The 13,761-nt window shown below is 49.5% G+C and carries 7 protein-coding genes; all 7 read left to right on the top strand.

Annotated features, from left to right (window positions below; all coding sequences use genetic code 11):
• The first annotated feature begins 413 nt into the window (after positions 1 to 413).
• The 7 genes from HB364_RS19550 to HB364_RS19580 all read left to right on the top strand — a co-directional run bounded on the left by HB364_RS19550 (position 414) and on the right by HB364_RS19580 (position 13,662).
• A complete protein-coding gene (locus tag HB364_RS19550) occupies positions 414 to 1,523 on the top strand; it encodes a FecR family protein (protein WP_167289995.1) in 1,110 nt (369 codons plus the stop codon).
• A 258-nt stretch (positions 1,524 to 1,781) separates the two neighbouring features.
• Positions 1,782 to 5,006, top strand: coding sequence for a TonB-dependent receptor (locus HB364_RS19555; protein WP_246228552.1), 3,225 nt, complete (start codon positions 1,782 to 1,784; stop codon positions 5,004 to 5,006).
• 63 nt (positions 5,007 to 5,069) lie between these two features.
• Complete coding sequence (locus tag HB364_RS19560; protein WP_167289997.1) at positions 5,070 to 6,776, top strand: RagB/SusD family nutrient uptake outer membrane protein; 1,707 nt, start codon at positions 5,070 to 5,072, stop codon at positions 6,774 to 6,776.
• 527 nt (positions 6,777 to 7,303) lie between these two features.
• Positions 7,304 to 8,947, top strand: a complete 1,644-nt coding sequence (locus HB364_RS19565) for a glycoside hydrolase family 28 protein (RefSeq protein ID WP_167289998.1) — start codon at positions 7,304 to 7,306, stop codon at positions 8,945 to 8,947.
• A gap of 32 nt (positions 8,948 to 8,979) precedes the next feature.
• Positions 8,980 to 10,944, top strand: coding sequence for a glycoside hydrolase family 88/105 protein (locus HB364_RS19570; RefSeq protein WP_167289999.1), 1,965 nt, complete (start codon positions 8,980 to 8,982; stop codon positions 10,942 to 10,944).
• 7 nt (positions 10,945 to 10,951) lie between these two features.
• Entirely contained in the window at positions 10,952 to 12,049 is a 1,098-nt protein-coding gene (locus HB364_RS19575; protein ID WP_167290000.1) for a pectinesterase family protein, read from the top strand.
• Between the two features lie 89 nt (positions 12,050 to 12,138).
• Positions 12,139 to 13,662 (top strand): tagaturonate reductase, encoded by a 1,524-nt coding sequence (locus HB364_RS19580; RefSeq protein WP_167290002.1) that lies wholly within the window; start codon positions 12,139 to 12,141, stop codon positions 13,660 to 13,662.
• Positions 13,663 to 13,761 lie beyond the last annotated feature (99 nt).

Below are 13,761 nucleotides of genomic sequence, written 5' to 3' on the forward strand. Positions count from 1 at the left end.
ATGGCACAAGGTTCACACAAGGTTTAAAGGGTTTTGGGCGCTGGTGGCTACCTACTTATTATCCGGTCCGTCTGCTCTGCGAATGGGCTCCGACTTGCACTGATTCCCTAATGAAAACGTGCTATCTGAGAGCACTCCAGTGCAAGTTTTAGCGGATACGTGTGCGGAATTACAGGCTGTAAACCAGCTTTCGCGTACAACCAGGGTTAGTTATTGTAAATGATTGATATACAGTCGCTATTGACTCTTTTCCCGTATTTATGCCTACTGGCGCAAGATGAAGGCGCTGAAAAGTTCGCTGGCATCTTGTGCCCTTCAATCCTCCCCATCCAAAAAATCCCCAAAAATCCCGGTTCAGGCTTAATGGTCTTTTTCAAAACGCCTGTCCTTCCTGTAGTAAATGACCATACAGCATGGAAAAACCTGAACAAATATGGTTCCTGCTTTCCCGCAACCTCAGCGGGGAAGCCACACCCGGGGAAAAAGAAGCGCTTGACAAGGCTTTGCAGGAGCAACCTTCCCTGATGCAGCAGTACGAGCTGTTACAGCGTTTGTGGAAACCCGATACTGCTGTAAATACGGAGGAAGTGGCCACCAGGATCAGCCATATCCTGCAACGTTCTGCCAGGGAAGCGGCGCAGCAGGAACAACAGGAACAGGAGGTTGTTCCCGCACCCGCGTTCAAAAAAGCCCGCGTCCTGACAATCATCCGCTGGGCGGCTGCGATAGCCTGTATATCAATGGGGGTATGGGCCTGGTCATTCTTCAGTCAAAAAGAACAGGGGGAAAGCAATGAGATCATTGCTAAAAAAGGAAGTAAAACACGCACCATCCTGCCGGATGGCTCTACTGTATGGCTCAATGCAGGTTCCAGCATCGTCTATGATCCCGGCTTCAGGGGCAATACCCGTGAAGTGATACTGCAGGGGGAAGCCTATTTCGACATCGTGAAAATGCCACAGAAGCCTTTCATCGTGCATGCCGGCGACATCAACATCAGGGTACTGGGAACGGCATTCAATGTAAAATCCTATGCAGAAGAGCCTACCATTGAAACCACCCTTATCAGGGGATCGGTGCAAATTACCCGCACCGGTGCGAAAAAAGGAGAACCCATCTACCTGCACCCCAACCAGAAAATTGTATTGCTCAAAGTAGTAGCCAGTCAGGTGGAGGAAACAGCGGCCGTAAAAAAAGAGCAGGAAACCACATCGGATAAAGCGACTGCTATCATCAGCATAGATAGCAACCTCCGGGAAAATGAACGGCTGGAAACGGCCTGGATCTACAACCGTCTTGAATTCCGGGGCGATCGTTTTGACCAGTTGGCAAAAAAACTGGAGCGTTGGTACAACATCACCATTCATTTTGAAGATCAGCAGGCGCCTGACCTCGTCTTCAATGGCTCATTGGAGAATGAAACGGTGGAGCAGGCCTTCAAAGCCCTTACCGCCGCCGTCTCTTTCCAGTATGAGATCAAAGGAAATGACATCTATATACGATCACCTAAATCAACAGAATGATAAAAATAGTAAGACCCGCAGATGACTAACAAATAGTCAGGTACTTCAACAATCAGCAACCCATTGCCGATTCACGATTGCCGACTGCCGAAAAAGAGAACGGAGAATGTTGCAGCATTCCCCGTTCGGTTACAGGTTAAAAATTGGTGTATTTCCCGCCGGTAGGCGGGAAGAATTGTTAACCCATATCATCGCTAAAATATGAAATGTTTTCTAACGGGGCCACAGAGCCCCCTGCTTTCCAAAGCACTGCTTGTTATGAAATTGACTATCTTTTTGCTTATTGTATTCACGCTCAACGTGTCAGCTACGGGATTCGGACAGGAAAAGCTCAGTTTCCGGTTCAAGAAGACCGAAATAGCTGGCATTCTGAGCAACATTGAAAAAAACACCCACTACCGTTTCCTGTACAACGACCAGCTCCGGAGCATCCGGCAAAGGGTCAGCCTCGATGTGCAGGATGCCAGCATTCGCCAAACCCTCGATCAACTACTGGCGAAAACAGGGCTTGTCTACCAACTCATGGAAAACAACCTCATCGTTATCAAAGAACACCTGCTCATCAGTCAGGAGAGACCTGTTACCGGCAAAATCACTTATGATAATGATGTTCCGCTCGCTGGGGTGTCCGTTAAGATCAAGGGAAAGGAAAGAGGCACCACTACCAACGAGCTGGGCATCTTCACCCTCAATGCGGAGGATAACGACATACTCATCTTTTCTTATGTGGGGTATGAAACCCAGGAAGTGAAAGTAGGTACCAGGACCGAGATCAACATTAAATTGGTTTCTGCGGCCAAAAGCCTGGAAAATATCGTCATCATCGGTTATGGACAAGTGAGAAAGCGTGACCTTACAGGGTCCGTTGTATCTGTTAAAAGCGACGAGATCAAAAAAGTCCCTTCCGGCAACGTGCTGGAAAGCCTGCAGGGTAAACTGCCTGGCGCCGATATCACCCGCTCCAGTGGTTCTGCTTCTTCCGGTGTCAACATCGTTATCCGGGGCAACCGCTCACTCATAGCCAGTAATAGCCCGCTCGTCATCGTTGATGGTATACAATACAACTCCTTCCAGGACATCAATCCCAATGATATCCAGTCGCTCGATGTACTAAAAGATGCGTCTTCTACCGCCATCTATGGTTCCCGTGGCGCCAATGGGGTTATCCTCATCACCACCAAAAAAGGCAGCAGCGGTAAGCCTGCCATCAGCGTTAACTCTTACTATGGAATATCTTCTATATCCGAATACCCGCGTGTCATGAACACTAAGGAATACCAGGCATGGAGAAGGGAAGCCAACCGCAGGATACCCCAGGCCGGTATTAATCCCAATGGTTCCTGGAGCAGTGAGGCCAATGATGGCCTCTTATTCAGTGCAGAAGAATTGAAGAACATTGCCAATGGTGTGGATACCGATTACTTCGATCTGCTTCTGAACAAGGGTAGCCAGCAGGAACATCATGTAGGTGTATCCGCCGGCAGCGACAAAACAAAAATCTATCTCTCACTTAACTACTATAATGAAAAAGGCCTCCTGAAAGGGGATGAACTGAAACGCTATACCGGCCGCATGAATGTAGACCAGACCCTTGGTAAAATTGCCAAAGCAGGAATGCAGATGCAGCTCACCTACTATGACATTGACGTACGCACCAATCCAATCGATGAGGCCAGTAAGGTAGCTCCCTGGTCACTGCCTTATGATAGTGCGGGCAAAATCATCCTGTCGCCGCTGAATGACCAGGCGCGGTGGAACCCGCTGGTGGATGAGCAACCGGGCATGGCTACCAACAATACCCTTGTTACCCGTACCCTTGCAGCTACCTACCTCGAACTGACACCTTTTAAAGGGCTTTCCCTCAGGAGCAACCTTGGGCTTGTCTTCACTGACTCCCGCCAGGGGGCTTTCTTTGATCTCAACTCCATGTTGCAACGGGGGCAACGTACCCTGGGAATGGGAGTAGCCAGCCGCGGACGCAATATCAACTGGGAAAACATACTCAACTATAACAAAGAGATAGGCGACCATAATATTACGCTCACCGGTATCACCACCTTCTGGGAGATCAACAATGAATTTGTACAGGCGCAGGGCACCAAACAAATACTGCCTTCCCAACTATTCTATGCCCTGCAAAACTCAACCGAGAACCTTTCCATCACCAGCGGCTATACCAGAGAAAACCTGGTCTCGTATGCAGGGCGGGTGAATTATTCCTTCAAAGGAAAATACCTCGCTTCTGTAAGCGTGCGTACGGATGGTTCTTCCAAACTGGGTAGCGGCAACAAATGGGATGTATTTCCTGCTGCTGCCATTGCCTGGCGCCTCAGTGATGAATCCTTCCTGCAGAACGTCAGCTACCTCAGCGACCTGAAATTACGCGTGAGCTATGGCGTCACCGGCAGTGATGCCATTACAGCCTATCGTACACAATCTGCCCTGGTGCGTATTCCCAATTCTTTTGGCGACAATTCTGCACTGGGCTTTGCCTTCAGTGATACCATTGGTAATCCTAACCTCCGGTGGGAGAAAACCAAGGCCCTCAACTTTGGCCTGGATTTCGGTTTATTCGGCAACCGCCTCAATGGTAGCATTGACCTCTATCAAACCAAAACCGATGACCTGCTCACCATTCGTAAGCTGCCGCCCACTTCCGGTGTGTCAGCTACCTTCGACAATGTGGGCAGTACACAAACCACCGGTATTGATATCAACCTCAATGCCGCGATCATCCGCAAGTCCGACATCAGCCTCAATGCCGGCATCAGCTTCTATACCGCCAAAGAAAAAATCACGGCACTCGCAGGAGGTATTGATGACCCGCTCAATAAATGGTTCATAGGTCATCCTACCAAAGTGTCGTATGATTATAATAAAATAGGTATCTGGCAAATGGCCGATTCGGCCATGGCTAAACTATACACACAACTGCCAGGCGACATTCGCGTGGAAGACCGCGGTAAAAAAGACACCGTTATCAGTCCCCTCAAAGACCGTATGGTGGTGGGCCAGCTCGTACCCAAATGGAATGCCGGCCTCAATATAGACTTCCGGTACAAAGCTTTTGATCTCAACGTATTTGTTTTTGCCCGTATGGGTCAAACCATTGAATATGCCTATAACGGGCGTATACACCTGCCCGGCCGGGAAAATGGAGCGGTAGTTAACTACTGGACGCCGGAAAACCCTTCCAATGACTTCCCCCACCCACGCACCAGCAGCTCATTTTCCGCCTTACTCTATTCTTCTACACTGCAGTATGTAGATGGGTCATTTGTCAAGATCAGGAACATTACCCTTGGGTACAACCTGCCCAAACCGTTCCTGAACAAATACGGCGTAGCAGGTATGAGGTTCTATATAACCGGTAAAAACCTCTTCACCTTCTCAAAAATTGATGATTATGACGCAGAGCGTGGCGGTTCCTTAAATGATCCGCTCACCAAATTAGTAGTAGCCGGTATCAATGTAGACTTTTGATAGTAAGGGTGGGTCGCCCTTCCGGGGCGGCTCACCCTGAAACACCAAATAAAAATAGTAATCATGAAACGAATTGCAATATATCTCTCAGCCATAGCAGCCATTTTGATGCTGGCTACTGCCTGTAAAAAGAAACTGGAAGAATACAATCCCGGTGGTCTCACGGCCGACGCGGTATTCAATACCCCTGCCGGCTTTGAGGCCGGCGTAAGCGCTGCTTATAGCTATAACCGCCACCTCTGGGGCAAGGAAGCAGGTTTTCATCTCTACGAAGCTTCCAGCGATCTGTGGATGAGTGGTGTGGACGATGGCAATACAGAACTTACACAATTCACCGGGGGGCTCAATCCCACCAATACCATCATACAGGCCAACTGGCAGCGGCTTTATTCAGTCATTAACCTGTGCAATGCGCTCATCAACCGCGTGCAGCAATCCGGCCTTTCCGATAACCTCAAAAACATCCGGGAAGGAGAACTGCGCATGTTGCGTGCCTGGTATTACTATACCATCGTGGAAACCTGGGGTGGTGTTCATTTCACACTCGAAGAGACAAAAGGGTTTGCCAACACAGCCAACCGCAAACCGGTGGATACTTTCTATAACCAGATCATTACCGATCTGCGCCGGGCAGCCGCCGTATTGCCGAATACCACTACCGATAATGGCCGTGTTACCAAACCTGCGGCAGAAGCTTTTCTGTCCAAAATATTCCTGTACACCAAAAACTACGACAGCAGCTATTACTATGCCAACCGGGTAATGACGCTCTATGGCCTGCAGTTGCAGTCCAGCTATGCGGCTTTGTGGAACATGAACAACCAGGTTAACAAAGAGATTATCTGGGCCGTCAATTACTCCACCAATCTTGCATTAAATGACTTTCAGGGAGCGGCTGGCGCCATCGTATATCCCGGCGGCCATCCCCGTGGCGCCAACAATGGCCACCTCATGTTCCTGCAAAAATATGATGTGCGTCCGGGTATGGCCAGGGACATCGCGCATGGCCGTCCTTTCAGCCGGTACATGCCTACGCGGTTTCTTTTAAACCTCTATGATGAAACAAAAGACAGCCGCTATGCCGGCAGTTTCCAGGATACCTGGTTCAGCAACAAAACCACGGCCACTACCTATGAACGTACCTTAACCACAGGCGTCAAACAGAGCTTCACCATTAATCCCGGTGATACGTCGCACTGGATAAAGAAGGGGGCCCAAGTGACCAGTGAGTTCCGGGATACCCGCAAATACGAGATATTCGATACTACCAACGTCTACAACCCCAATGGTACACCTAAGAATAACTCCAACTTCATATCGCTCAAAAAGTTCCTCGATCCTACCCGTCCCAGCGTGGGCGAACAGCAGAGCGCCCGCGATGCCGTCATCTTTCGTTTGGCCGATATCATCCTGATTGCCGCAGAGGCAAAACATATGCTTAATGACAATGAGGAGGCCGCTAACCTCATCAACACCGTTCGCCGCCGGGCAGTCATTGCCAGTCTGCCGCCTACGACGCTGAACATCACAGCGGCAGATGTTACCATCGACTTTTTGTTGGATGAGCGGGCGCGGGAACTGGCAGGAGAGCAATGGCGCTGGTTCGACCTGAAGCGTACTGGTAAGCTCGTGGAGCGTGTTGCCAAACACAATCCGCAGGCTGGTGCCAATATCAAAGATTTCCATGTCCTGCGGCCCATACCGCAATCACAAATAGATGCCATCATCAACAAAGACGAATTCAAACAGAACCAGGGTTATCAGCAATAGATCACAACCACATGAGAAAATCGATCTTGGTTTAATAGTAGAAACCTTGGAACAACCAACAACGGCCGGCCCCGGTTTCCACCGGGCCGCCGGCCGGTTTTTAAATCTTGCACAGCTCTTCACGGGCAACCGGCATAAAAAGAATCCTACCTCCTGGGTCAGGAATATTCAGGTTATTGATCGGCTATTGCTTCTGCTAAAGCGCCTTGCACCAGGCCATAATTTTGAAAATTTAATCAATCGCCCGGACGGGCAGGACCCGGAAACCTGGAATACGGAACCCAAAACTAATCAGCCACTTACACCATTAACAGGCTGAATATTGGATACCGGATTCCCGATACTTCTTCCTAAAACGCTTTCGGCAACGTTTGCGTAAAAAAACAATGGGAATGAGTTCGTTAATAATGAATATCTGTTTACAATTGTTGCCGGAACCCGGGCCCGGAAAGGGCATCCGGGCTATTTCTGTCCCTGCTCAAATTAAATTATTGATGAATACAACAAGTGCGATTGATTTGCTTAACATGAAAAAGACTACCCGGCACCTGTTGCTGCCAGCCCTGCTTATAGCAGTTGCCCTGCAAGGCAGCACGCAGACCCTGCCTAAAATAGCAGCGCCGGTCTTCCGGAAAGACACATTCAACATAATCAAATATGGGGGTAAAGCCGATGGCCTTACCCTGAATACCGTTTCCATCAACAAGGCCATTGATGCCTGCAATAAAAAGGGCGGTGGTGTAGTACTGGTCCCGGCCGGTTTATGGAATACAGGTCCCATCGTACTGAAAAGTAATGTCAACCTGCACCTTCAGAAAGGGGCCGTATTGCAGTTTACAGACGATTTTAGCCAGTATCCGCTCGTGGAAGGGAACTGGGAAGGCTTGCCGCAAATGCGCAACCAATCGCCTATATCGGCCTCCGGGCAGCAGAACATTGCCATCACCGGCGCCGGTATTATAGATGGAAATGGAGATGCCTGGCGGATGGTAAAAAAAGACAAGCTGACAGAGAGCCAATGGAAAAAACTCCTGGCTTCCGGCGGCATCAGTACCGACGGACGTACCTGGTACCCTACCGCCAAAGCCCTCAAAGGGTCGCAGCTTAAAAATCCGGGTGTCATAGAGCCCGGGAAATCACCGGCTTTCTATGATTCTGTCAAAGACTTCCTGCGTCCCAACCTGCTGGTACTTACCCAATGCAAAAAAATACTGCTGGAAGGTATCATCGTGCAAAACTCTCCGGCCTGGTGCCTGCACCCGCTTATGAGTGAAGACCTTACCGTTCGCAACATCACAGTTAAAAACCCCTGGTATGCCCAGAATGGCGATGGCATTGATGTGGAGAGCTGTAAGAACGTACTCATAGAAAACTCCACCTTCGATGTAGGCGATGATGCCCTGTGCATGAAAAGCGGCCGTGATGAGGCTGGCCGTCAGAGAGGTATGCCTACAGAAAACGTTATCATCCGCAACTGTATCGTATACCATGCCCATGGCGGCTTTGTGGTAGGCAGTGAAATGAGCGGCGGCGCACGCAACATTTTTGTCAGTAATTGTACCTTTATAGGCACTGATATCGGCCTCCGTTTCAAAACCACCCGTGGCCGTGGTGGGGTGGTGGAGAACATATTTATCAGGGACATCTATATGAAAGACATTCCTGGTGAAGCTATCCTGTTCGACATGTATTACATGGCGAAAGACCCTGTTCCCCTGACCGGTGAAAAGCGCGAAGCGCCCAAAGTGGAATTCCTGCCCGTAACAGCAGCAACGCCCGTGTTCAAGGACATCTATGTGAACAATGTAGTATGCAATGGTGCAGAAAAAGGCATCTTCATCCGCGGCCTGCCCGAAATGCATATTAAGAACATTAAACTGGAGAACATGGTGCTGCAGGCCAGGAAAGGCATTGATTGCAGTGAAGCTACCGGCATCACTTTCAACAATATCCAGCTTATTACCCATGACAGTAATCCGGTGGTAGATGTGCTCAACAGCGATAACCTGTCGTTCAATAAGATCACCTACAGGGAAGGATCGGATCTCTTATTCCGTATTGGCGGCGACCGTTCCGGTAAAATTGCCATCACCAATACCGATGCTTCCAAAGCCAAACAGAAAATCCAATATGAATTTGGCGCTTCCGAAAAAAGCGTCACCTTGAAATAACAAATCTATTCACGAGCGACGATTCACGAAATATGAAACAACGTCTTACTATCGCATTATCACTAACCATTATAACAGCAGTCGGCTTTGCCGGTACTGCCGCTGCTCAAACCAGCGTAAAGCTATCTACCGTTCCTGTCACCAAAAAATGGTCGCAGGAAATGGCAACTACAGCTATGAAAATATGGAGTGATTCTTTTGCCCTCACGCCCGATCGTCCCGCCCGCTGGAGCTATGACCAGGGGGTAATACTCAAAGGCATTGAAGGCATCTGGAATGCTGCTGCCAACGTACGCTACTTTGATTACATTCAGCGGAGCATGGACTTCTTTGTACAGGAAGATGGTACCATCAAAGGTTACCGCCCTGATGAATACAACATTGATCACATCAACAATGGAAAACTCATCCTGCTGCTGTACCGGGTAACCGGCAAAGAGAAATACAAAAAAGCCGCTGATCTCCTGCGCAGCCAGTTGCGCCATCATCCCCGCACCTCCGAAGGAGGCTTCTGGCACAAAAACGTTTATCCCTTCCAGATGTGGCTCGATGGCTTATACATGGGACAGCCTTACTATGCGGAATATGCTAAAATATTTCATGAGGATACAGCCTTCCATGACATCACCCGCCAGTTTGTATTAATGGAGCGCCATGCGCGCGACAGCAAGACCGGCCTCTTATACCACGGGTGGGATGAAACCCGCCAGCAGAAATGGGCCAACAAGACCACCGGCCTGTCTCCCCACTTCTGGGGCCGTGCGCTCGGCTGGTATGGCATGGCCATGGTAGATGCCCTGGACCACTTTCCTGCCAGGCATCCCGGTCGTGATTCCATCATTGCTATTCTTAACCGCTATGCAAAGGCGGTGGTGAAAGTACAGGACCCGAAATCCGGCGCCTGGTATGACATTGTAGACATGCCCAATGAAAAAGGCAACTACCTGGAAGCCTCCGCTTCTGCCATGATCGTATATACCCTGGCAAAAGGCATGCGCCATGGTTACCTGCCCGCTACCTACCTGCCGGCTGTACAGAAAGGATATGCAGGCATCCTTAAAACATTTATAGAAACAGATGCCAATGGACAAACCAACCTCAAAGGGACGGTGAAAGTATCCGGCCTTGGCGGCAATCCTTATCGTGATGGCAGCTTTGCTTACTACATGAGTGAGCCGGTCATCGTCAATGATCCCAAAGGAGTGGGTGCCTTCATCAAATGTGCTGTGGAAGTAGAAATGCTGCCAACCCTGCCATTGGGCAATGGAAAAACCGTACTCCTCGACAACTGGTTCAACAATGAATGGAAAAAAGATGCCACCGGCGAACAGGTGCGTCACCACTATACCTGGGATGATAAAACCTATGGCGGCTTTGCCATGCTGGGTGATATCTTCCGCATTCAGGGCATGAGAACCGCTTCACTGGAAACAGCGCCCACTGCGCAAAACCTCAAAGGGGCATCCATCTACATCATCGTTGATCCCGATACCAAAAAAGAAACACCCGATCCCCATTTCATACAGCCGCAGGATGTAAAAGCCATCAGCGATTGGGTGAAAGCCGGCGGTGTGCTTTTCCTCATGGGCAATGATTCGGGCAATGCGGAATTTGAACACTGGAATCACCTCGGCGAAGCATTTGGTATCCATTTCAATGAAAACAGCCTGAACCGTGTACAGGGCAATCAATATGAGCAAGGCGCTTTTTATCCGACGGCACAGGATGCCATATTCAAAACATCAAAGAAAATTTACATTAAGGAATACAGTAGCCTGCAACTACAATCACCGGCCACCGCCGTGTTTAAAGACGCAGCAGGAAAGAACATTGTAATGGCAGTGAGTAAATATGGCAAGGGTACTGTTTTTGCCGTGGGCGATCCCTGGTTCTACAATGAATATGTAGATGGCAGGAAACTACCGGCAGATTTTGAAAACTATAAAGCCGCCACCGACCTGGTGAAATGGCTCATTGGAAAAACAAATAAAAAGTAAGCCATATGTGAGGCTGGTCGTGCAGATGAACAACAGGAAAGCAACATACAGTACAGGAAGAGAGGGCCGCCATGCTATAGCGCGTATAATACATTCCGCACTATTGTGTATCGGCTGTGCCTTACTGCTGCTGTTTGTTTCATCATTCGCTTATGCCCAATCATTAAAGCGTATCATCGTTTCGCAGGATGGTAAAGGTCATTTCAAAACCATCCAGGCTGCCATCAGCAGCCTGCCGGCCCAGGCGGCTGAGCCCCGCACCATCTACATCCGCAAAGGTGTTTACAACGAAAAGATCTACATCGAAAAGCACAACCTCATCCTCGAAGGCGAGGGTATGGACGCTACCATCATCAACGCTTCCATCGCCCGCGATGCCTGGCGTTGTATCCACAATGACGACTGGGGTGTAGCTACCCTCAACATAGATGGGGATGACATCACTCTCAAAAACCTCACCGTTGCCAATACCTATGGGTTCGACTGGAAACAGGATACCACTATTAATTGTCCGCTCGATACCATCAACCGGCAAAAGAAAATAGGCAAGGGCAGTCACCAGATGGCTGTCCGCACCATGAATGCCACGCGCTTCCAGGCCATTGGCTGCCATTTCAAAGCCTGGGGAGGTGATACCATGAGCCCCTGGAACGTAGAGCATGGCTTATTCTACTTTAAGGACTGTATTATGGAAGGGGGTGTTGACTTCTATTGTCCCCGTGGCTGGGCCTATGCCGAGAACTGCCGTTTCAAAGCGCATACAGGCGATGCAGCTATCTGGCATGATGGTTCCCGCATACAGGACTCCAAAACCGTGTTGAAAAATTGCTTCTTTGAAGGATATGATGGCTTTAAACTGGGCCGTTATCACCGCGATGCGCAATTCTTCCTCATTGGTTGCTCCTTTGCTCAGAACATGGCCGACAAGCCCATCTACCGGGTGGCCACCAGCAACAACATTCAATGGGGTGAGCGGATCTACTATTACAACTGCCACCGGCAGGGCGGAAACGATTTCGCCTGGTATGCCAACAACCTGCCGGAGGAGATAAAACCAGCAACCATCAGCGCCGCCTGGGTATTTGGCGACCGCTGGAAACTATAAATAAACGTGTAGCAATAAACAAGAAAACGTAGTAGGTAAACAGTAAGCCATTACCGATTGCCGACTGCCGATTCACGAAACAAAGAACAATGAACCTGTCAAAAAAAACACTTGCTGACATTAAAGCGCCGGGCATCAACCTGCCCGCTGCAGGGTATTTTGAGTTGCCTGAAAAAGTATTGCAATTTGGTACCGGCGTATTGCTGCGGGGATTGCCCGACTACTTTATTGACAAAGCCAACAAACAGGGCTTATTCAATGGCCGTATCGTTGTGGTCAAATCTACTGCCAGCGGTGGGGCCGATGCTTTTGCCGACCAGGATAGTCTGTATACCCAATGTGTGCAGGGTATTGAGAATGGTAAAAAGGTAGAAGAAAAAATACTCAATGCCTCCATCAGCCGGGTACTGGCAGCCAAAAGTGAATGGGATGAAATACTCAAGACTGCGGCCAATCCCGACATGCAGATCATCATTTCCAATACTACCGAAGTAGGTATCACACTCATAAAAGACAATGTGCATGCTTCTCCGCCCGAATCATTCCCCGGCAAGCTGCTGGCCTTTCTGTACCAGCGGTTCAAGGTGTTCCAGGGCGATAGCACCAAAGGGATGGTCATCATCCCCACGGAGTTGATCCCGGACAATGGTAAAAAACTGGAAGCCATCGTATTGGAGCTGGCGCACCAGAACGGGCTGGAAACAGCCTTCCTCGACTGGCTGGAGACGCACAATCACTTCTGCAACTCCCTGGTAGACCGCATCGTGCCCGGTAAGCTGCCGGCCGTACGGCACCAGCAAATGGAACAGGACAATGGTTACCGCGATGAGCTCATGATCATGTCAGAAGTTTACCGCCTGTGGGCTATCGAATCAGACAATGACCGCGTAACGGACATCCTCTCTTTCAGCAAGGCCGATCCGGGGGTGGTGATAGCCCCTGACATCAACATTTTCCGGGAGTTAAAATTGCGTTTACTCAACGGTTCTCATACCTTTAGCTGCGGGCTGGCTCATCTGGCAGGTTTTGGTACGGTGAAAGAGGCCATGGATGATGCCACCTTCACCGCTTATATCGGCACCCTCATGGTACAGGAAATGGTGCCGGCTGTAACCAGCGAAAGCATATCCGTAGCCATGGCGAAGGACTTTGCTTACAAAGTGCTGGACCGCTACCGGAATCCCTACATTGAGCACCTGTGGCTGAGCATTACGGTACAATATTCTTCTAAAATGAAAATGCGGAATGTGCCCTTATTGCTCAAACACTATCAGCGGGCAGGCAGCATTCCGGAATACATGGCGCTCGGCTTTGCAGGGCACCTCTTATTCATGAAATCCACCCTGGCAGAAGATGGTAAATACTATGGTGAGTACAATGAAAAAAAATACCTCATCAATGATGACCATGCAGCTTATTATGCGGCAAAATGGGAAAACACCGAAGCGCCTGCATTGGTACAGAAAGTGTTGAGTGATACGGAATTTTGGGGCGCCAACCTGGCCAAACTGCCGGGCTTTACAGAGGCTGTTACCAACAAGCTGGACAGCCTCATCAGGAAAGGCGCCGCAGCCGCTATGAAAAGCCTGCAAACAGACGGCGTAACAGCCTGATACGAACCATATAGAAAGGTCAGTTGTTCTAAAAGAAAGGATATTCCTCAGTCGTCCCGTCTGAAACGGGACGACGTCTATTTGTTAGCCGGTCCGAAG

Origin of the sequence: Paraflavitalea devenefica, from assembly GCF_011759375.1 — a bacterium.
Taxonomy (GTDB): domain Bacteria; phylum Bacteroidota; class Bacteroidia; order Chitinophagales; family Chitinophagaceae; genus Paraflavitalea; species Paraflavitalea devenefica.